This window comes from Pantoea sp. RSPAM1, from assembly GCF_038816185.1.
GTDB classification, from domain to species: domain Bacteria; phylum Pseudomonadota; class Gammaproteobacteria; order Enterobacterales; family Enterobacteriaceae; genus Pantoea; species Pantoea ananatis.
Genome location: NZ_CP046137.1, coordinates 919969 through 942052, shown reverse-complemented (window position 1 = coordinate 942052; position 22084 = coordinate 919969). Strand labels below are relative to the sequence as shown.

Annotated in this window: 16 protein-coding genes; 4 read left to right on the top strand and 12 right to left on the bottom strand. The window is 55.9% G+C overall.

Translation table 11 applies throughout. From position 1 onward, the window contains the following. Window positions 1-24 precede the first annotated feature (24 nt). The 12 genes from recD to rppH form a co-directional block, all read right to left on the bottom strand. Window positions 25-1872 (bottom strand): exodeoxyribonuclease V subunit alpha, encoded by a 1848-nt coding sequence (gene recD / locus GKC68_RS05045; RefSeq protein WP_228225567.1) that lies wholly within the window; start codon window positions 1870-1872, stop codon window positions 25-27. Then, a complete protein-coding gene (gene recB / locus GKC68_RS05040) occupies window positions 1869-5408 on the bottom strand; it encodes an exodeoxyribonuclease V subunit beta (RefSeq protein WP_206115924.1) in 3540 nt (1179 codons plus the stop codon). The genes recD and recB overlap by 4 nt, the downstream gene beginning before the upstream one ends. Beyond that, window positions 5405-8296 (bottom strand): pitrilysin, encoded by a 2892-nt coding sequence (ptrA, locus tag GKC68_RS05035; protein WP_342656643.1) that lies wholly within the window; start codon window positions 8294-8296, stop codon window positions 5405-5407. Before ptrA ends, recB begins: the two co-directional genes overlap by 4 nt. A 101-nt stretch (window positions 8297-8397) precedes the next feature. Beyond that, window positions 8398-11775 carry an exodeoxyribonuclease V subunit gamma gene (gene recC, locus GKC68_RS05030; protein WP_342656642.1) on the bottom strand — a complete coding sequence of 1126 codons (3378 nt, stop codon included), beginning with the start codon at window positions 11773-11775 and terminating at the stop codon, window positions 8398-8400. Window positions 11776-11887: 112 nt separating this feature from the next. Continuing rightward, on the bottom strand, window positions 11888-12214 hold the full coding sequence (locus GKC68_RS05025; protein ID WP_228225563.1) for a prepilin-type N-terminal cleavage/methylation domain-containing protein: 327 nt from the start codon (window positions 12212-12214) through the stop codon (window positions 11888-11890). Beyond that, a complete protein-coding gene (locus tag GKC68_RS05020; RefSeq protein ID WP_342656641.1) occupies window positions 12174-12578 on the bottom strand; it encodes a DUF2509 family protein in 405 nt (134 codons plus the stop codon). The genes GKC68_RS05025 and GKC68_RS05020 overlap by 41 nt, the downstream gene beginning before the upstream one ends. After that, window positions 12575-13102, bottom strand: coding sequence for a prepilin peptidase-dependent protein (locus GKC68_RS05015; protein WP_206115930.1), 528 nt, complete (start codon window positions 13100-13102; stop codon window positions 12575-12577). Before GKC68_RS05015 ends, GKC68_RS05020 begins: the two co-directional genes overlap by 4 nt. Then, a complete protein-coding gene (locus tag GKC68_RS05010) occupies window positions 13099-13569 on the bottom strand; it encodes a prepilin peptidase-dependent protein (RefSeq protein ID WP_028723277.1) in 471 nt (156 codons plus the stop codon). The genes GKC68_RS05015 and GKC68_RS05010 overlap by 4 nt, the downstream gene beginning before the upstream one ends. A 192-nt stretch (window positions 13570-13761) precedes the next feature. Further along, a complete protein-coding gene (thyA, locus tag GKC68_RS05005) occupies window positions 13762-14556 on the bottom strand; it encodes a thymidylate synthase (RefSeq protein WP_342656640.1) in 795 nt (264 codons plus the stop codon). Further along, complete coding sequence (gene lgt, locus GKC68_RS05000) at window positions 14553-15434, bottom strand: prolipoprotein diacylglyceryl transferase (RefSeq protein ID WP_024471441.1); 882 nt, start codon at window positions 15432-15434, stop codon at window positions 14553-14555. The genes thyA and lgt overlap by 4 nt, the downstream gene beginning before the upstream one ends. A gap of 109 nt (window positions 15435-15543) precedes the next feature. Next, on the bottom strand, window positions 15544-17790 hold the full coding sequence (gene ptsP / locus GKC68_RS04995) for a phosphoenolpyruvate--protein phosphotransferase (protein WP_028723278.1): 2247 nt from the start codon (window positions 17788-17790) through the stop codon (window positions 15544-15546). A 12-nt stretch (window positions 17791-17802) separates the two neighbouring features. Then, on the bottom strand, window positions 17803-18330 hold the full coding sequence (gene rppH, locus GKC68_RS04990) for an RNA pyrophosphohydrolase (RefSeq protein ID WP_013026988.1): 528 nt from the start codon (window positions 18328-18330) through the stop codon (window positions 17803-17805). Between the two features lie 686 nt (window positions 18331-19016). Here rppH and mutH point away from each other — a divergent pair. The 4 genes from mutH (at window position 19017) to GKC68_RS04970 (ending at window position 22023) form a co-directional block, all read left to right on the top strand. Next, window positions 19017-19694 carry a DNA mismatch repair endonuclease MutH gene (gene mutH / locus GKC68_RS04985; protein WP_028723279.1) on the top strand — a complete coding sequence of 226 codons (678 nt, stop codon included), beginning with the start codon at window positions 19017-19019 and terminating at the stop codon, window positions 19692-19694. 100 nt (window positions 19695-19794) lie between these two features. After that, window positions 19795-20505, top strand: coding sequence for a TerC family protein (locus GKC68_RS04980; protein WP_028723280.1), 711 nt, complete (start codon window positions 19795-19797; stop codon window positions 20503-20505). Between the two features lie 118 nt (window positions 20506-20623). Continuing rightward, window positions 20624-20842 (top strand): YgdI/YgdR family lipoprotein, encoded by a 219-nt coding sequence (locus GKC68_RS04975; protein ID WP_028723281.1) that lies wholly within the window; start codon window positions 20624-20626, stop codon window positions 20840-20842. 140 nt (window positions 20843-20982) lie between these two features. Beyond that, entirely contained in the window at window positions 20983-22023 is a 1041-nt protein-coding gene (locus GKC68_RS04970) for an NADP(H)-dependent aldo-keto reductase (protein WP_028723282.1), read from the top strand. Window positions 22024-22084: the final 61 nt, after the last annotated feature.

Sequence of the window (22084 nt, the reverse complement as noted above, 5' to 3'; positions counted from 1 at the left end):
GCGGCAGCCATGCCGCCCTTGCTGTTACGCCTGCCCGGCCGCCCCTAACCTTTCCACCAGCCCGCTTCGCCGCTGCGTTTGCAGCTGTACGGCGCGGTCAAATATTGCACGATCGCTGTAAAGCGTCAGTTGACTGCGCGCACGCGTAATTGCGGTATAAACCAGCTCGCGGGTCAGCACCGGCAGAAACTGGGTCGGCATGACCAGCGCGGTATGGTCAAACTCCGATCCCTGCGACTTATGTACCGTCATAACCCAGGCGGTTTCATGAGATGGCAAACGGCTGGGCTGAATCGCTTTCACGCTGCCGTCTGGCAACGGAAAAAAGACTCTGAGCTGGCCTTCCTCATCGCGCAGAGTAATACCGATATCGCCGTTAAACAGCCCCAGTGCGCTGTCATTACGGGTGATCATTACCGGCCTTCCCGCATACCAGCGGCTGCCCAACGCAGGACGTCTGATGCGCTGCAGCTGCATCAGGCGTTGCTCAATGCGCTGGTTCAGCCCGTGCACGCCAAAGGGCCCTTCACGCAGAGCACACAACAGCTGATAACGGCTGAAGGCGTCAATGACCTGCTCTGGCGTAGCCTGATGCTGAACGGCATGCAGATAGTCGCTATAACCCCGCGCCACCTCGTCCAGCATGGCCTGATAAGCGTCGCCGTCGTTCAGGGGCTGAAAAGAAACATCCTGGTGTCCGGCGGCAAAAATCGCGCTCATCTGGCGCGCATCGCCCTGATTCACCGCCCGTGCCAGCTGACCTATTCCGGACTTTTCATCAAAACGATAGCTCTGTCGCAGCAGGCAAATGCTGTCGCGAACGGCTGGCGCGGCCTCAACATCGTCGCCTGTGAGCGTGCAGCCGGTCAGGGCCGTCAGCTGTGCAGCCCGTGATGGGCTAAATCCTGTTTCACTGCAGCGGCAAATATCCCCCAGCACGGCGCCCGCCTCCACCGAAGCCAGCTGATCGCGATCGCCCAGAAAGACCACGCGCGCGTGGTGTGGCAAGGCAGAGATCAGTTTTGCCATCATGCTCAGGTCAACCATTGAGGCCTCATCGACCACCAGCACATCCAGATGCAACAGGTTGCCCGCGTGATAGCGCAGACGCTGCGTGTCCGGTTGCGCACCCAGCAGGCGGTGCAGCGTCGTCGCTTCCGCAGGGAACCGGGCGCGCTCTTCCTCGCTCACGGCCAGTCCCTGTAGAGCTTTACCCAGCGACTCCGTTAAACGGGCCGCGGCTTTGCCTGTGGGCGCCGCCAGCTGTATGCGCAGCGGCACCGTATTCAATCGGATTAGCGCAGCCAGCAGCTTTGCCACTGTGGTGGTTTTACCGGTTCCCGGACCACCTGAAATCACGGCGGTTTTTCGCGTCAGCGCCACGGCTGCGGCAATCTTTTGCCAGTCGTCAGGACGGCTGCCAAACAGGCTGGTCAGTACCTCGCTGGCCCGGTGCGCATCAAATGTTCCTTCGTCGGGCTGCAACGAGAAAAAGCGCGCAACCTGCCCTTCGCTCTGCCACAAGCGATGCAGATACAAACGCTCATGGCTCAGCACCAGCGGGGTGACGGCACTGCCATCACTGATTGCTGACCAGCCCGCCAGTGCAGCATGCACATCGTCCGGCGCGCCTGCGGCCTGCCACAGTGCCCGGGCCAGCGCCGGCTGACGCCCCGCAAAGAGCCCGGCCTCGCTCAGATTAGCCAGCGGCAGACAGACGTGACCTTCTCCGGCATCGGCACTGACGCAGGCCGCAGCCAGCAGCAGAAAAGGCTGGGCGTCATCCGCAATCAAGCGGGCAAACTGGATATCCAGAGGACGCAGTAAACGCTTTTCGACTGCCTGGCGCAGTAAGACGTTCATCTCACTCATAACCTTTCCTCTGTATTGCCAAACAGCCTGTCCATTTCATCAATAAACGCCGGGTCGGGTCGGGTGGCGAAAATGCCGTTGTCGGCCGGGCTGCCATCGACGCCACGCAGAAACAGGTAAAAGACGCCGCCGAAATGCTGTTGGTAGTCATAGCCTGCCAGACGGTGCTGGAGATAACGGTGCAGCGCCAGGGTATACAGCTGGTATTGCAGATCGTAGCGGTGGTCGATCATCGCCTGCTCCATCGCCTCGGGCGTGTATGCGGCATGACTTTCCCCCAGCCAGTTCGATTTATAATCCAGCAGATAATATTTTCCCTGCCAGCGGAACACCAAATCAATAAACCCTTTCAACATGCCTTTCACCTGGCGGAAATCCAGAGCCGGACCGCGCTGCGACAGCGGATCGTACCGGCGTACCAGCGCATCCAGATCGGTCGCGGTCAGCAGGTTATTGATCGGGAGATAAAATTCCATTTCAATCAGCCGGTCGCGGCTGTTAATACTGGCCAGCGTTACGCCTTCCTTGTTAAGCGGCGTTGTCAGGACGCGCGCAATCCACTGCTGAATGACCGGGAGCCAACTGAGTGAATACCCGTTTTGCTGGAGCTGATCTTCCAGCCACAGCGCCTCTGGCGGTTCGGTGAAATCGATTGATTCAAACAATCCGTGGAGAAACGTCCCGGGTGCCGCACCGCGCGGAAAATGGTGCGGCGTCAACAGGATATCCTCTTCGTCTGCCGTTTCGCCTGCGGCGTCGATATCAAATTTAGGCAAGGCGTCCAGCAGCGGTGAGCTACCGTGCTGCTGCAAACCCGAATAACTGGTGACGCGCCAGCTGTCAGCCAGCGCTCGCGTCATTTCCCGACTGCTCAACGCATCGTTGCTGCCCAGGCCTTCATGCCAGATCGCTCCGGGCTGGAGCCCGCTGCTGATAACCTCAATTCCCGCGCCCTCAAGCGCCTGCAGATGCTGACTGAGCTGCGCGGCATCGGCGATTTCGCCGCGCTGCACCAGGAAACCGAGCGCGCTTTTGTGCAGGTCGCTTTCACCCGCTTTTTTACGCGCGCCCTTAATCAGCGGTGCAATGCCTACGCTGCAGTGGTGAACCGAACGGGTCAGTGCCACGTAGAGCAGGCGTAAATCCTCAGCCAGACGCTCCTCTTCTGCCAGCGTCAGGCTGTACTCATCCCCCTGCACATCCAGCATCGCAGCAAAGCTTTCACGATCGTGATACAGCGCACTGGCGGCCTCGCGGAATCCGGCGGCAAAGGGCAGCCAGACCAGGGGATACTGCAATCCTTTCGATTTATGGATGGTGACGATTTGCACCAGATGACGATCGCTTTCAAGACGCAGTTGCTGACTGGCGGCCTGACTATCGGGGCGGGCAATTTGCTGTGCCAGAAAACGCACCAGCGCATGGGTGCTGTCGAGCTGAACCGCCGCCTCCTGTAGGAGTTCACCCAGGTGCATCAGATCGGTTAAGCGCCGTTCGCCATTGTCTGATGCCAGCATATTTTCGGCCAGTTGCCGCGTGATCATCACGTCGCGCAGCATGGGTAAAACGCCACGCTGATGCCAGATTTGCTGCCAGCTGACAAACTGCTCCACCAGTGCATCCCAGTGGCGTTCGTTCTGCGCCAGCGCGTCCAGTTCGGCGGCATCAATAGCAAAGATGGACGTTGCCAGCGCGCTGCGCAGCAATCGCTCCTGTTCAGGTGACTGAACCGCCTGCAGGAGCCATAACAGTTCACGCGCTTCCGGCGTGGTGTAAACGCTGTCGCGGCTGGAAAGATAAACGGAGGGAATCGACAGGCTGTTTAGCGCATCGCGGATCAGGCTGGCCTCGTTGCGGCTGCGCACCAGCACGGTAATGTCCGATGCCTTAACCGGCTGAAGTGCATCGCCTTTGCCAATCAGCGCCTGTCCCTGCTGTCCGGCTACCAGCCAGCGGCTGATATCCGCAGCACACTGCTGCGCCATAAATTGTTGGTAGTCACTCACTCCCACACCTTCACCTGGCTGAAGCCAGAAGCGCAGCGCAGGCTGCGGTTGCTGCTGATAAATCAGCGTCAGGGCCTGATTAGGCGCAGCCGGACTCACCGGGAGAAAAGGAATGGAAGAGAACAGAAACGGCGAATCAACCTGTGAAAACAGCCGGTTAACGCTGTGCACCATGTCAGGCGACGAGCGCCAGTTAGTATCTAATGTGTAGTGAGCACTAACTTCACTACGGGCCCGCAGATAGGTAAAGATGTCCGCTCCGCGGAAAGCGTAGATCGCCTGTTTGGGATCGCCAATGAGCAGCAGGGCTGACTCTGGCTGATGGAGATACAGCGTACGGAAGATACGATACTGCTGCGGATCGGTATCCTGGAATTCATCAATCAGCGCGACCGGGAAGCGCCCGCGAATCGTTTCCGCCAGTAGTGCCCCGCCCGGCTGTTGAAGCGCCTCATCCAGACGGCTCAACAGGTCATCAAAGCCGAGTAGTGCGCGCTGACGCTTTTCGCGCTGGACCGCCTCGCGGACCTCGGTCAGGGCCTGCCAGATAATGACGTCTCGCAACGTCAGCGGTTCGGCCAGAAAGCGATCTACCGCATCAAACAATGCATGCTGCGGTGGCTCACCCTTTTTGGTCTTCTCGTGCAGCACCTGCTGCCCAAAGCGTTCCAGCTCTTTGGGCAACTGGTAATCAAGCGTGTCATCGAGTGCCCACTGGGTAACTTTAGCCACCCAGTTAGGTAAGTGCTTACTGCTATAACTGCGCTTATCAACACCAGACGCGCTAATGAGCCCTTCCACATCGGCGCTGGCAGCCTGCCACTGCTGCTTAAGGGCGTTAATTCGCTCAAGATTGGCCGCATGGCGGGAGGCCAGCGTTTCTTCTGGGCGAGGTGGGCGCCTGAGCGTCGGTGACTCCCCCTGCAGCCAGGGCCGCAGCGTGATCAGTAAACTGTCCGGTCCGCTCCATTCCGCCGCAATGACTCTGGCCACATCCAGCGACAAGGGATAACACTGGCGACGCCAGAAATCGGCCGTGGCCTGTCGGAGTAACGTTTGTTCGTTTTCAATCAGCTCCTGCTCGAACAGCATGCCCGATTCAAAAGCGTTCAGGTTAAGCATGCGCTGACAAAAACCGTGGATGGTAAAAATGGCCGCCTCATCCATTTGTCGCTCGGCCGCCAGCAGTTGTGACGCGGCCTGGGGCAGGTCTGAGATCTGCTCCATCAGCTGTTGGTGCATGGGGTTATGGCTTTTACCGCGCACGCAGGCCAGACGTAGCTGATGGATATTGTCACGGATACGACCCCGCAGTTCAGCCGTAGCGGCTTCGGTAAAGGTCACCACCAGAATCTCTTCAACGGACAGCGGCCTGCGCCAGGCGTTCTCGCCGCCCAGTCCTAATAGCAGACGTAAATAGAGCAGGCCGATCGTAAAGGTTTTACCGGTCCCCGCTGATGCCTCTATTAACCGCTCGCCGCTCAGCGGCAGCGTTAAAGGGTTAAGCGACTCGGGCCTTGACTGCATCATTGGGTTTCACTCTTTACCGGCAGCGACTGCTGCAGTTTGGCGATTTCCTGCCAGGTTCTCCAGCCGGGAAGCGGAGCAAATTCAGTTTTGCGCTCGCCGCTTCCGGCGATCTGCGACGTCATGGCCATGCCTTTTTTCTGCATCACCGCCTGCTGAAAGAAATCGGCCAGACCGGCGGGCGTCAGCTGCTGTACCTGATCCATCAGCTTCTGCCGGGTATCAAAATCGTCGTTCTGACGATCGAAATCCCGGCTGAAACGATCGGCTTCTTCGTTCAGCGTTTGCGGGCGCTGTCTGAGATCGTTGAGCATCGCCTGCTGATACTGCGTAAAATCGGCCTGGCTCATCGTACGCAGACGCTGCTCAGCCTGCGGATAAAATGCCTGATAGCGCTGCATCAGATAGGCGGGCTGCTTGCTGTTACTCTGCAACAGAAAACCAATTCCCCACTGACGTCCCACCGGCATCCGGAAGGCAAAGACGGCGTAGCCCAGTTGCTCTTCCGTCCGTAGCTGATTGTAAAACCATGGCTGCACGATCTGGCTGAGCATCGCGCTGTTGGCCATGCTCTGGTATTCGTCATAGCCCAATGGAATATAGAGCGCAGCCAGAGCAGAGTCTGTGCTGCTGCCGTGCTGCTCCAGATTCGCTTTTAACGGCTTTTCAACGCTGAGGTAGTTGCTGTGCCAGTAGTGAGTCCCTTTGCACTGCATCTGCTGTTTCAGATCGCGCCCCAACTGCGTGACGCTGTCGGCGCTCAGGTTGCCCACCGCCATCATCTCCGGCGTGGCATTCTTAATTAACGCATCGCGGTAAGCCACCACCTCATCCAGCGTAATGCCGCTCACCAGTTTGCGGCGTGTTTCTCGCTGAGTATAAGGCAGTTGCGACAGGAGCTGCATTGGCTGAATAGCCTGCTCAAAGGCTTTGCCTTTTTCGGCCGCGTCCAGTCGCTCCAGGTACCAGGATTTAGCCTGCTCCAGCTGCGACTCACTGGGCTGGAAGGTGCGGTAACGTTCCACCAGCTGTTTAAGCAAAGCGGGCAGGCGTTGCGTAAAGCCACTGGCGTTAAAGACCAGACCATCGTTCTCACTGGTCGAAAAGCTGATACCGCCAATGGAGGCCTGCGAGCTCAACGCATCCAGCGCCAGGCTGGCCAGATAATCATTCAGACCAAACAGCACCTGCTGGCGCGCATCGCTAATGGCCTGCTGGTTTCGCAACGCCACGGTAATGCTGGCTTTGGGCTCATTCGCATAGAACTGGCTTGGCATCCAGTAAATACGCATCCCGAAATCGTTATCCAGCTTTACCGGATGGCGATAGGCCTTCTCTGGGGCAGAAACCAGCGTAAAATCATCGGGAATATAGGGATTCAGCACCGGCAGCGCGAGCTGAATCTCGCGCCCGCGCTGTTGCCACTGCGCAAACGTCTGAGCGCTAATCTTGTCAACCTGATAGGGCGCATTGACGAAATAGGCCAGCCTGTTGTGCGGCTCCTGCGGGCTGATATACCAGATGCGCGCCTTCTGCGGCGTCATCTCATCCAGACGGGCCTGAATCGCTCCGGCATCGTACCGGTCAGCAAGGTAAGGAGCATCCAGCGTATGCTCTACCGGTACCCGTAGCATCGTATCGGCCAGCCACTCGATGTAGTCCATGTTGCGGGTAATGGAGGGATAACGGAAATCCAGCGCCAGAACATGTGAAACTTCGTCGAAGTAGCGACGATCGATGCCTTTTTCGCGCAGCATGGCTATGTAGCTAAAGACGGCCGCCACGACGTCGTCGCGCTGGGCGAGGCCTTTATCGGTGAGTGAGACGCTGATCGTAAAGATGCCGCTGTTGCGCTCGGTAACCGGATCGGCTCCGGCGTTGACGCCATCGGCCAGCCCCTGTTTTTGCAGCCAGTCAGCCAGCGTATTGGGGCTACGGTTGCCAATTAAATAGCCGATGAGCGTGTCCGTTTTACTACGGAAGCGATCGCTGTTATTCGGGATGCGGAACTCAATTTTCAGCTGTTTACGGGGTTGTGCAGGCACATAATAAATAAGAATGCCCTGCTGCGCCTCGGTGACAACAGGCTCGTTAATCATCGGAACGCTGGCGTTGTGGTTAGCCACCCGACCAAAGGTGCCTGCCGCAATGGCGGCCATCTGCGCCAGGGACTGGTTGCTGTAAATAACGGCCTTCATCAGGTTGGCAGAATAGTGGCTGTGGTAGAAGTCCAGCAGCGCCTGATGCAGGTTACTGCCGGGTTTATCTCGCAGGGTTTCAAGATTGCCCCCATAGAAGTGCGCAGCCGGATGGGCCGGATTGATCGTCTCTGCCCCCACCTGCCCCATGCGCAAAGCGTCGCGGGCGCGCGCCATTGTCAGCTCAGCATTGACCGCATGGCGTTCCCGATCGGCATTGACGGGATCCAGTAACGGCGCCGCAATGGCGTCGGCCAGGCGATCGACGGCTGGCGCAAGGGCATCGTTTTCCACTTCAAGATAAAAAGCGGTGCGGTAGGACGCCGTGCTGGCATTGTGGCTGCCACCATGCTTTTTGAGGAAGTCCGCCAGGCTGTCAGGTTCGGGATAACGCGTTGAGCCCATCAGCACCATGTGCTCAAGATAATGAGCCAGGCCAGCCTGTTGCGCAGGATCGTCCAGTGAACCAATCGGCAGGGTTAAAGCCGCCAGCGATTTGGGCGCATCCTTGTCTGACACCAGCAGCACTGTCATGCCATTATCCAGTGTAATAGCCTGATACTGACGCGGATCCTGTTCGCTTTTACCGATGGCACTGTTGACGGGCTGCCAGCCCTGGCCCGCTTCAGCCTGAACCGTAAACGCCACCAGGCTGAACAGAATAGCCAGGATCAAGCGTGCATGTGTGCGCATGTAAACCTCTTACGTTACCCAAAAGCCGCCTTGCCAGCGCATTGGCGGCTGAAAATACAACAAATGTTTGTTGGTGTTCTCATCACCTGCAAAGGTGTGATTTACCGATCGTCCTGATGGGCCTCCAGCACCGGTGAGTACCAGCACGCCGCCGCCTCGGTTATGCGCTGTAGCTGGGGTTCATCCAGTACTCTGCACAGCCGCTGCAAATAGGGATCGCTTCCCTCGCCCTCCTGCTGATAACCCCCCATCCAGGCCGCCAGCAAATTGTTGCGGGCTTTGAGCTGCGTGGCCTCATCACTGAGGAACTGATGGCTTTTCTTATCAAAACAGGTGCTAATCCAGGCGCCCCCGCTTTTGGTCAGGAGCATCAAGGGTTCGCGCATTCCTTGCAGATAACCTTGCATGTAGCGCGCTAACTGGGCCGTGGCGTCATCCGGCGCAACGGCGTGGAAGCACCAGTAGCTCTGCTGACGGCCAAACATGCGGCTTCTGCCGTTACCGCCCAGTGCACAATAAACTAAATGTTCGAGCCAGAGTAATAAACCATCATTGATGTTCAGGACGCCTGGCCGCCAGCGCAGTAGCCCGTCACTCTGCACCTGAGTCAACCAGCCGGACAGGTTGACGCCGTCCAGATCCAGATTGATTTCCCAGCTTTCCCCTTCGCTACGTTGAGAGGTGACATCTGCCGCCACCTCTTGCATCTCTTCACGCTGAGCCTGCCAGAACAGTTCACCAAACGCGCCGTAAGGTAAGTTTCCGGCAGCGCGGTGATGGGCATAAAGACGATCGGTGTCCTCGCCTGTTACCAGTGCATTCAGCAGCTGGGCATTAATCTGGTAACGCTCCAGGCTATCCAGTGCAAAGGGTTCGCTGTCGGGTAGTTCATTTTCTTCAAGCCAGAAACTCACGCCCAGGCGTTGCTGAAACCAGGCCCGCACGGGATGACGCCAGAATCGCAGGAACTGTTCAAGGGCTAATGTCTCTACGGGCGGCGTGAGCAGGGGCTGAACGAAATCGGGCTGGGGCTGACCCGTACCCCGCGCGGCGGGAAGCCATTCGCGGGCAAAACTGTGGGCTGCCGACGCGGGCTGAAAGTTCTCGGGCGCGAACGGCATCCGGCTATGTAAGTGTTCCAGATGCGCCCTGACCCGGCGCGCGCTCTCGTCCAGATCCTGGTCTTCATCGCCTGGCAGATAAAAACTTTGCCCAATATATTCCAGTAATTCTGTGACCAGCACGGAAGGATAACGTTCGGTATTGTCCTGTATGGCGCGTCCGATATAGCTGATATAGAGCTGTTGCTGCGCGGAGATCAGGGCCTCCAGAAACAGGTAACGGTCGTCATCACGGCGGCTACGGTCACCTTTACGCGACTGCTGTTGCATCAGGTCAAATCCCAGCGGCGCCAGGGTACGCGGATAAACGCCATCGTTCATCCCCAGTAAACACACGACGCTAAACGGGATGGAACGCATTGGCATCAGGGTACAAAAGTTGATTTGTCCGGCGAGAAAACGCTGACTGATACGCTGCTGGTCCAGTCGGCCGCGCAGATCGTCGCGCAGCAACACCACCGGAATGGGCTCATCGAAGCGTGCGTCCATGCCGTATTCAATCAACGCCTTCCACTGCTCTTCCACCAGCAGCAGTGCAGCTTCAGTTTCGGGATCGGCCGTAAAGAATGCATTGAGCAGCTCGCGGCACAAAGGCAGCCATGCTTCCAGCGGGCGCGGTTCGGACAGCACCTGACGCCAGTGGTTGAGCCGCGACAGCAGCTCAGCCAGATGACCTGCCAGTTCGGCCACCAGTCCACTTGACTCATCGTAGGGCAGGATGCCCTGCCAGTCGCCGTGCTGGCTTTCCATCGCATAGCCAAGCAGCATGCGTTGCAGCCCAAAGCGCCAGGTATGCTGACCGGTAACCGGCAGGGCCAGCGCCTCAACGCTGGCATCATCCAGCCCCCAGCGTACGCCCGATTCGCTCACCCAGCGCCGCAGTAAACGCAGTCCGCTTTCGTCAATCGAGAAGTGGTTCGCTAAGGCGGGCACGTCCAGCAGCGCCAGCACATCTTCGGAGACGAAACGGCTGTCGGGCAGCGCCAGTAAATGCAGAAAAGCCACAATCGCCGGATGCGCCTGACTGGCACGGCGGTCAGAGATGGCAAATGGCAGATAACGTTCGGCCGGAGCATTAGCAAACACGGCCTGAATAAAGGGCGCATAGGCGTCAATGTCGGCGACCATGACAATGATATCGCGGGCTTTTAACCCGGGATCCGCCTCCATCCGTGCCAGTAAATGATCCTGCAACACTTCCACTTCGCGTTGGGCACTGTGACAAACCTGTATGGCGATGGAGCGATCCGCTGGATCCAGACAACGCTTTTGCCCACTGTAGGCCAGTTCGTCGGCCGTCAGACCGATCACGGCCTTGTCCTGCAGATTGAGAAGATCGTGCTGCATGCTGTGCAGCAGGTTGTCTTCCTCTACATCGACAAAGGCATCAATTTCGCTGTTAAGATCCATCTGGCTGAGCAGGTAAAGGTTGTCGCGCCCCAGCTTGCCCCAGGAGGCCAGGAGCGGGTTCGTGAGCTGCTGCTCGCCTTCGTCACTGAACAGCGCAGGCGCACGCGCCGCATCGCTAAACAATCCACGATACTCCTCCCGATCGTGGCGGCGACGCTGACGACTTTGTAACTTCGCCAGAAAAGCATAATCCTGAATGTCGCCCCAGTAGTCGCGGCAGGGATTCGTGAACAGCAGATAGATATCGATATGTCGCCCCAGCGCCTGTAACGCCTGAAGGTAGACCGGCGGAAGCGCTGATATCCCGCAAATAAAAACCCGTTCGGGCAGGTTGGCTGGTGGGGTCTGCGTCTGCTCCAGCGTATGAATAAAGCGCGCATAGAGGTTGGCACGGTGCCATTTCGGCTGGCCCAGTTCCTCGGTGTAATTCACCAAGTCACGCCAAAGCGCCGCCTGCCAAATCTGGGCATCGCCCAGGCCGTCGATGTGTTGACCCCGCTCCCAACTGTTCAGCCAGTCGGCGCGATAAACCAGATACTGGTCAAACAGGTCAGCGACGCGGGCACTGAGCTGAAACAGTTTGCGCTTGTCACCATCATCGCTCAGGTAATGGCGCAGTGAGGCAAACTCATCCTGAAGCAGCAGCGAGGGTAAACGGTGCATCAGCTTCCAGCTCATGCTGGCTTTGCTAAAAGCGCTCTCGACCGGAATGTCCGGCAGTACGCGAACAAACATTTCCCAGATAAAACTGGCCGGTAGCGGAAATTCAATATTCGCCGCAATGCCAAAGGTGTGCGCCAGCTCCATCTGTAACCATTGCGCCATGCCCGGACTTTGTACCAGCACCATTTCGGACGCAAAAGGATCGTCAAGCGGATCCAGTTTAATCACTCTGGCTGCCAGGCTTTTGAGCAGATCAAGCTGATTAGAGTGATAAACGTGAAACATGAAAACTCCTGTGGTAAATCAAAACAGCATAGCGACCTCTGAGGATACTCACTCTACCGCGTATCGCATTTCAAGCCTACCAAAAGGCGGGTAAGCATAGTGCCTTAACCGCTTAACAGGTTAAACGCATCAGGCTGGCGTGACGTTGATGCGGCCCGCTCACCTCAGCTTTTTCCAGCACACAGCCTCCCGGACCTTGTGTTTTCTCGAAACGGGACTGCCAGCCTGGCACCTCATGGCCAAGCAGTCGCTGCTCTGCAACGCGCCAGGCTTCTCGTTGCTGCCACTGCTGACTGAAACCCAGCGTCAACACCCGGTGATACTGAAGGAGAGCGCTGGTGCTCACAGCCATCAGGAGCAGGGCAAACAGGGCTTCCGGCAGGCTGAAGCCACGCACGTCAGAAACATTGCTCTGACGCGGCCAGCGGGCAGTAGTCAATCCAGCCCTGCGGCAAAGGGTGAATGGTGCTGCCCTGCCCCCGTACCCAGCGCCACAGGGCCATCTCGCCAGTGCGGTCTTCACCTTTAAGTAATCCTTTGTCATCTGCGGTTCTTTGCAGGCAGCTCTGCCAGCCATACTGCTTCTCCTGTTGGCAGACCAACGGCGGTTGCTCGGGCCACTGTAAGGTCAGCCCCCACTGCAGCGCCGACTGCGCCTGCCAGAATTCCTGAATGAAACGCTGCTCATCGGCAACCCCGCGCATCCCCTGCGTCAACATGTCACGGCTGGCGTGCAGCGTTATGCCACCTGTCAGCATGATGATTAACACCATCCCCAAGGCGCTATTACCCTGCGCCTTCACAAATTCATGCCCTCTATCCAGCGCACCACTGTTTCCTCCTGCTGACCCGTTCGTCCCTGCAGCATTATCCTGACCCGCTGGCCCGTCCGCTGCAGTTCAAAGGCTTCCACAGAGAGAAACGCGGGGTCGGACAAGCGCTCCCAGCCACTGCCATTGCAGTTATCCACACCGCGTTGCATCTCCAGCTGCTTTTGCCGCAGCCGGTAGCCGTAATAGTCGCTTTCACCATGGCTGATATCTTCCCAGCGACCGTTGCTGTTCTCATCAAAGCGGATAAGCAGACAACTCCCGGTTATTGTTAATCCTTCACGGCCACATTCTCCCGGGCAATAGCCTGCCCGTCGCACGGCTTTTTCCAGTGTAGACAACATCTGCTGCAGCTCCGTTTGCAATTGCACCCGCTGTTGCAGACGGAGGTTCTCCCCCAACAGCAGCGGCATAAAGCGCCCTGCGCCCACCATCAGTACCGCACTGATGGCCATCGCAATCAGCATTTCCAGCAGGCTAAATCCGGCCACTTTCATTCGCAGCCGGCTTCCTCTGAGGAGCACAGGCGAATCCGCGCCCGTGACGAGATAATCAGCCGGATTCGTCCCGCTGGATTGACCAGCTCAATGCTGCCCGCTCTGGCCACGTTACGACGTCCGTAAAAGCCAGGCTCACCGCGCAGCGGCTGCAAGGTCACGCCCGTGTGCGGCGCAATAAAATGCAGGCGTCTGGTGGGATCACAGCCGTTCACCGGCGCATCGCCAACGCCTAAGCACCAGGGCTGCATGGTTCGCGCCCACAGCACAAAGTCGCGGTTTTGCCAGTTGGCCTGAGCCCGTACGCTGAGCAAAAAAAACTGCAGCTGGCGAGCGCTATCCCGTAATTGTTGACGCTGCTGCCAGCGCTGCCAGCCCTGAGTGGCAAACGCGCTGAGAATGCCGACAATCACCATGACAAACAGTAGCTCTGCCAGCGTAAACCCTTTTGATGTTGGTCTTTTCATGGCAACAGCGTGCGATCTGGCGGGCGGGATGGCAATGAGTAAAAGCGGGAACGGGAAGCGGCGCTGCAGACTATTTCAACTGCATGCCGTGTTTGAAGCATCGTTTGAGATCATCGCCGCAAAGCGCCGGGCGGAAAGATAAAAAAAGCCCCAGCATGCAACGTTATACCGGGGCTTATTATCAGGAAAACGTCAGACGGCAACCGGGGCTTTAATCGCCGGATGCGGATCGTAAGCTTCAATCTCGAAATCGTCGAAGCGATAATCGAACAACGAAGCAGGTTTTCGCTTGATGACAAGCGTCGGCAGCGGTCGCGGCTCACGTGTCAGCTGCAGACGTGCCTGCTCCAGATGGTTGCTGTAAAGGTGCGTATCGCCCCCGGTCCAGACAAAATCGCCCACGTCCAGATCGCACTGCTGTGCCACCATATGTACCAGCAACGCATAGCTGGCGATATTAAACGGCAGCCCCAGGAAAATATCGCAAGAGCGCTGATAAAGCTGACAGGAGAGTTTACCGTCCGCAACATAGAACTGGAAAAACGCATGGCAGGGTGCCAGCGCCATTTCATCCAGCTCGCCGACGTTCCAGGCTGACACGATAATGCGGCGGGAATCCGGATCGCGTTTCAGTTGTTCAATCACCTTGGTGATTTGATCAATTTCCTGACCGCTTGCCGTGCCCCAACTGCGCCACTGCTTGCCGTAGACTGGCCCAAGATTACCCTGCTCGTCTGCCCACTCATCCCAGATTGAGACGTTGTTTTCTTTCAGGTAACCGATATTGGTGTCGCCCTGCAGAAACCACAGCAGTTCATGAATGATGGAGCGCAGGTGGCACTTTTTTGTGGTGACCAGCGGAAAACCATCCTGCAGATTAAAACGCATCTGGTGACCAAAAATTGAAAGCGTGCCTGTACCGGTACGGTCAGATTTTGGTGTGCCTTCGTTCAGCACGTAGCGCATTAAGTCCAGATACTGTTTCATTTTTCCTCGTGAAGTTGTTGCTGCGGGCGACGGCGGTACGCCCAAATCATCATAATCACACCGGCAATAATCATTGGGATCGACAGGAGTTGCCCCATGCTCAGTCCACCGGTGAGCAAACCAAGCTGGGCGTCTGGCTGACGGAAGAATTCAACAATAATGCGGAATGTACCGTAGCCAATCAGGAACAGGCCAGAGACGCTGCCCATCGGGCGAGGTTTACGAATAAACAGGTTCAGGATAATGAACAGCACGATGCCTTCAAGAAACAGCTCGTACAGCTGTGAAGGATGACGCGGCAGCACGCCATAGGTGTTCAGTAAGGCCTGGTATTGTGGGTTGTTGGCCGCCAGCGCGATATCTTCGCTGCGCGAGCCGGGGAAGAGCATGGCGAAACGGAAATTGGGATCGACACGGCCCCAGAGTTCACCATTGATAAAATTACCCAGGCGACCGGCGCCCAGGCCAAAGGGAATAAGCGGCGCAATAAAATCAGAGACCTGGAAGAAATTACGTTTGGTGCGACGCGCAAATATCAGCATCACCAGGATCACGCCAATCAGCCCGCCGTGGAATGACATACCGCCATCCCAGACTTTGAACAGGTAAAGCGGATTATCGAGAAACAGCGGCAGGTTATAAAACAGCACATAACCAATACGCCCACCCAGGAAAACGCCCAGGAAGCCCGCGTAAAGCAGGTTCTCTACTTCCTCTTTTTTCCAGCCGCTGCCTGGCTTGTTGGCCCGACGCACCGCCAGCCACATGGCGAAAACAAAACCCACCAGATACATCAATCCGTACCAGTGAAGCGAAAGCGGTCCGATCGAGAAGATTACCGGATCGAACTGCGGAAATGCGATATAGCCGTTATTCATCATTCACCGTTTATTTTCAGCCCTGAAAAGGGGACGTGATGTACATAAATTAGGGCTGGGCATGATAGCACAGCCAGTTTTCTGAGTAGCCGCAGAAATGTAACCTGGGTTAACGACCGCCGCGAATCAGGCCGCCCAGGCCGCGCTCTTCCATAAACGCCGAGACCAGCTGACGCACATCTGACGCTGAACAGGCTTTGAGCGCCTGGATACTGAGTTTCTGGACTTCTTCATAATCCAGATGACGCAGCAGATATTTAACGCGTGAGACATTCTTGCCGTTCATGCTGAGATGGTGATATCCCATCCCTATCAATAGCGCCACACACATCGGATCGCCCGCCATTTCACCACATAAGCATAATTCCAGATTCGCCAAATGGGCTTCAATGGAAATTGCCTGTAGCGCACGCAGCATAGCCGGATGCAGCGAATCATACAGGTTCGCCACGCGGGTATTGTTACGATCCACCGCCAGTAAATACTGCGTCAGGTCATTGGTCCCGACAGACACAAAATCGACGCGCGACGCGAGGTGCGGGATCATAAACAGCATAGAAGGCACTTCAATCATAATCCCGATGCGCGGCGCCGGAATGGTATAGCCGAGCATCTCTTCCACTTCTGTCCCGGCACGCTGAATGAGCCGCCTGGCTTCGTCTATCTCATCGATATGGCTGATCATCGGCAACAAAATACTCAAATTGCCTGACGCGGCGTTAGCACGCAGCATCGCGCGCACCTGCACCATAAAAATCTCGGGTTGGTCGAGCGTGAGACGAATGCCCCGCCAGCCCAGGCAAGGATTCTCTTCACTGATCGGCATGTAAGGCAGCTGCTTATCTGCCCCGATATCCAGCGTGCGCAGCGTAACCGGCTTTTCGTGGAACAGCTGCAGCATGCCCTGATACTGAGCAACCTGCTCTTCTTCCGATGGAAAACCGCTTTGCAGCATAAAGGGAATTTCAGTGCGGTAAAGGCCAATACCGTCAACCCAGCTGCCCAGCGTTTGCTCATGCTCCGGGCTCAGCCCCGCGTTCAGCATAACCTGTATACGTTGACCGCTACGCAGCTCGCCCGGCCTGTCCACGCCGCCTTCAGCCATTTTGCTGAGGGCATTTTCTTCACTGATTAGCCGCTGGTACTCCTGCACCAGAACCGGTTCAGGATCGATCAGCAGTTCACCGCGATAGCCATCGACAATCAGCAAACGTTTATTTAACTGACTGGGTTGAATGTCCGCACCCATGACGGTCGGAATGCCCATCGCCCGGGTCAAAATGGCCGCATGGGAGTTCGCCGCGCCGTCGCGTACCACAATCCCTGCCAGACGCTCGTGCGGAATTTCCGCCAGCGTTGTGGCGGTGAGTTCGTCAGCCACCAGCACGAAACGCTCAGGCCAGGCGTTCACGCCCACCAGAGAATCATCGAGATGGAACAGCAAACGTTGACCCAACACCCGCAGATCGCCGGCGCGCTCTTTCAGATAGCTGTCCGTCAGGCTGGCAAACTGGGCGGCAAACTTTTCAATGACGGTTTTGACCGCCCACTCGGCAACGGATCCCCGCTCGATCTCTGCGAAAAGATCCTTTTTCAGGCGTGCGTCCGTTAAGAGGTGCGAGTAGAGATCGAAGATCGCCGCACTCTCTTTTTGCGCGCTGGCGGTAAAGCGTTTACTGAAGCGGCGGAATTCACTGGCGGCTTCGGCCATGGCCAGCGACAAACGCTCGCGTTCACGCTGCGGATCCAGCGTTGAGGCGGCAGAAACCTGATCGAGTAAGGGCTGGGTTTCGTCTACCCAGCCCGGCGCGACGGCAACGCCTGGGGCGGCAGCAATAGCCCGAATGCGTGCCAGACGATATTGACCAAACAACTGACTCAGTTGCGATTGCGACAGTAAGGCAGCCAGCTGCGTGGCCAGGGTAACGAGAAACGACTCTTCACTTTCGTCAAACTGTCGATGTTCACGCTGCTGAACCACCAGCACGCCCATAAGCTGGCGGCGGCTGATAATAGGCACGCCAAGGAAAGAGCGATAGCGCTCTTCCTTTACTGAAGGAATGTACTTAAAGCTGGGATGGCTCTGCGCATCGGCAAGGTTAATCGGCTCAGCGAGTCGCCCCACCAGACCGACAATACCTTCATCAAACGCCAGCTTGACCGTTAGCCCACGCGGTTTTTTCAGACCGCGTGTCGCCATCAGGTAATAACACCGGCGTTCGTGATCGGCGAGGTAGACGGAACAGACTTCCGTTTCCATCGCCAGGCAGATCTCATTAACCAGAATGTCGAGTGCTTCATTCAGACGTGGCGCACTCGCCACCTTTTCAACAATTTCTCGCAACTGAGTGAGCATAAAGGGCGTGGCCTATCCTCTTTTACGTCGATGGGCAGGATGATTTCGCTGCACCGCACTCTCCTGCATGGACATCACTACGCCAGCGAACTCTTTCATCACCCGACGATAAACATCGCGCTTAAAAGAGACAACCTGACGGACCGGATACCAAAAGCTTACCCACCGCCAGCCGTCGAATTCCGGCGTGCTGCTGTGCTGCACATTAATGTCTGCGTCATTACACATCAACTGCAGAAGAAACCACTTTTGTTTCTGACCAATACAAACCGGTTTTGTGTCCCAACGCACCAAACGTTTTGGCAACTTGTAGCGCAACCAGTTACGGGTAGATGCAAGTATTCGAACATCTTTGCGGTGTAGTCCGACTTCTTCGAACAGTTCGCGATACATCGCCTGTTCCGCGGTTTCACCGGGATTGATGCCTCCCTGAGGAAATTGCCAGGAGTGCTGTCCAAAGCGCCTGGCCCATAACACTTGCCCCTGCCTGTTACAAATTACGATACCAACATTCGGGCGGTAGCCATCATCATCGATCACTGGACTACCTCAAAAGCTAAATTTGAATGGTCTGATTGTTTCACACTCCTTACAGGCGGTAAACCACTGGATTTGCGGGCGCTTTGAGGCGTAAAGTCGGGATAACTCACAGACTCATGCGAAGTTATAAACAAAAGGCCGTAAAAAGAGAGATCTTATTCACGTTTTCTGTGGATAGCTTTGTGCAGAACACGGGAGTTAACTGAATAACGTACCAGGATGAATCTGAAGGTGCCAAACACCAGACCACGACTTCCTATTGAAATATAAAAATTTTTTTTTGCTCTGCTGCCTTTTACCCTGGCGGAAAGGAGGCGGATAATTCCTTCGCGCTGACAATTGGCTAAAGATCCATCACAATGCTTTTTATCCACAGCGATCGGCTCAAGCTTGCATCAAACGGCTTAATTTTTGTTGAAAAACAGTAAAGTCAAGGCTGTAAATGGAACCAGTAGGCAACCTGAAACGGGGTTATCCCATTTTTCTGTGGATAACTGGGCTTAAGATCCTGTTCATTATTGAGAGCAAGTTGGGATAACCTGCGACATTCGTTGGAGCCTGCCAATTTCGCTGTAAAAAAAAGTACTATGTTTCATGTTATTATGTGAGTTATACCGCGTTCTTTCCTGTGGAAAACCTGAGGCTGCCGCAGGCTGCTTAATTATTAATCATTATGAGTTATTCACATGACATTCCTTCCCGGGCCACCTGAAGACGAGTCAACACTGTTATCGCGCGCCCAGTCACTGGCAGGTTTAACGCTGCAAACCCTGGCCGGTCAGGCAGGCATTCCGATACCGGCCAACCTGAAACGGGATAAAGGCTGGGTCGGGATGCTGCTGGAATGGCATCTGGGTGCCAGTGCGGGCAGTAAAGCAGAACAGGATTTCGCACATCTGGGAATTGAACTAAAAACGATCCCTGTCGATCGCTATGGTAAACCGCTGGAAACAACATTTGTTTGCGTTGCGCCTCTCACCGGAAACAGCGGCGTCACCTGGCAAAACAGCCATGTCCGCCATAAGCTGGCGCGCGTCCTGTGGATGCCGGTAGAGGGCGAACGTGACATTCCGTTAGGCGAACGTCGGGTTGGCGCGCCGCTGCTGTGGAGCCCCGACGCGCAGGAAGACGAGATGCTGCGCCAGGACTGGGAGGAGTTGATGGATATGATCGTACTGGGTCAGGTAGAACGCATCACCGCCCGTCACGGTGCCTGGCTGCAGATTCGCCCCAAGGCAGCAAACAGCAAAGCCTTAACGGAAGGGATCGGCGATCGCGGGCAGCCCATCATGACGCTGCCACGCGGTTTTTATCTCAAGAAAAGTTTTACAGGCCCGCTTCTGGCACGCCATTTTCTGGTCTGACAGCCTTATTCTCGCGTCCCTGGCGTTATTTAAATGTGAGTTAGACAAATTTGGTGCGTATAATCTTTGTTTAATTTTCGTTTAGGATATGAGTGCAGGTATGTTCGAGTGGATTACCGATCCCAACGCCTGGCTGGCGCTGGGCACCCTGACCATTCTGGAAGTGGTTCTGGGCATTGATAACATTATCTTTCTGTCGTTAGTGGTGGCAAAACTCCCCAAACATCAGCAAGCCCGCGCACGCCGTATCGGTTTAATGGGCGCAATGCTGATGCGTCTGGGTTTACTGGCCTCTATTGCCTGGGTCGCAAGACTGACCAACCCATTGTTTACCCTCATGGATCATGCTTTTTCAGCACGCGATCTCATCCTGCTGTTTGGTGGATTATTCCTGCTCTGGAAGTCCAGCATGGAGATTCATGAAACGATTGAAGGCGAAGAAGCCGAGCACAAATCCAACGTTCACTCGTTCATGGGCGCCATTGTTCAAATCATGTTGCTCGACATCATTTTTAGTCTCGACTCCGTTATTACGGCCGTGGGCCTCTCCGACCATCTGTTTATTATGATGGCGGCGGTGGTGATTGCGGTATTAATGATGATGGTCGCTGCCCGCAGTATTGGCGAGTTCGTTGATCGTCATCCGTCGGTCAAAATGCTGGCTCTCTCGTTCCTGATTTTGGTGGGTTTTACCCTGATCCTGGAGAGTTTCGCGGTGCATGTACCAAAAGGTTACATTTATTTTGCCATGTTCTTCTCGATGGCCGTTGAGTGCCTTAACCTGATGCGCAGTAAGAAAAAAACGCACTAATGTTGTCAAGGGCGGCTCCGCGCCGCCCGGTTATTTTCAGATTGATACGATTAACCCAATCGGTAAAAGGATTTATTACTACACTTTTTGCAGTGGACGATTCGTGAGGATAAGCATAATGAAAGGGCTGAGTAAAATTGTATTATTGGCCGTTGCTGCGGTGACATTGGGTGGATGCAGTTCCAATTATGTTATGGCAACAAAAGATGGCCGGATGATTATGACCGAAGGCAAGCCGAGCATTGATAAAGATACGGGGCTGGTGCAATACACCGATCAGTCAGGCCATACGGTGCAGATCAACAGTGACGAAGTTTCTACCATTATTGAACGCTAGATGCGAAAAGTATCGGCCTGTCGCCCTTCCCCCGCGTCGGCAGGCAATTTCTCTCTGTTATCCCCCTTTCTTAGCCGCTACGCCTCGCGCTATAGTCCCTGAAGTCATATTACTTATCCCTACAGAAAAGGAAGCCGGCAATGCACTATCACCGTATCCCCCATAGCTCGCTGGAAGTGAGCCAGCTTGGATTGGGCACCATGACGTTTGGTGAGCAAAACAGCGAAGCCGACGCCCACGCTCAACTGGATTTAGCCCTCAGTTCGGGCATCAACCTGATTGATACTGCCGAGATGTATCCTGTTCCCCCGCGTCCCGAAACGCAGGGGCTGACCGAAAAATATATTGGCAGCTGGTTAAAAAAGACCGGTAGCCGGGACAAAATCGTTCTTGCCAGTAAAGTTGCCGGCCCAACGCGCGGCAACGATGCGTCGATTCGTCCTAATATGGCGCTGGATCGCAAAAATATCCGCGAGGCGCTGGATGCCAGCCTGAAACGTTTAAACACCGACTACATCGATCTGTATCAGCTTCACTGGCCGCAGCGTCAAACCAACTTTTTTGGCAAGCTGGGCTATCAGTACAGTGAGAACAGCGTTCCTGTCACGCTGTTAGAAACGCTGGAGGCTCTGGCTGAGCAGGTACGGGCAGGTAAGATCCGCTATATCGGCGTGTCGAATGAAACGCCGTGGGGCGTCATGCGTTATCTGCAGCTGGCAGAAAAGCATGAACTGCCGCGTATCGTCTCTATTCAAAACCCCTACAGCCTGCTAAATCGCAGCTTCGAAGTGGGCCTGGCGGAAATCAGTCAGCATGAAGGCGTGGAGCTGCTGGCCTATTCATGCCTGGCGTTTGGTACGTTGAGCGGTAAATACCTGAATGGCGCGCAGCCCGCAGGTGCACGTAATACTTTGTTTAGCCGCTTTACCCGCTACAGCGGTGAGCAGTCTCAACTGGCGGTGGCGGAATATGTGGCGCTGGCCCAAAAACATCAGCTTGATCCTTCACAAATGGCACTGGCGTTTGTTCGTCAGCAACCTTTTGTGTCCAGCACCCTGCTGGGCGCAACCACGCTGGATCAGTTAAAGATCAATATCGACAGCGCTAACGTGACGCTCAGCAGTGAGGTTCTGGAAGAACTCGAAGCAATCCATCGCCGTTACACCTATCCAGCCCCCTGACGGGCACGGCCAGCCGTGCGGTGGCACGGCTGGCCTATTACTCGTCGTCTTTCAACAGGCG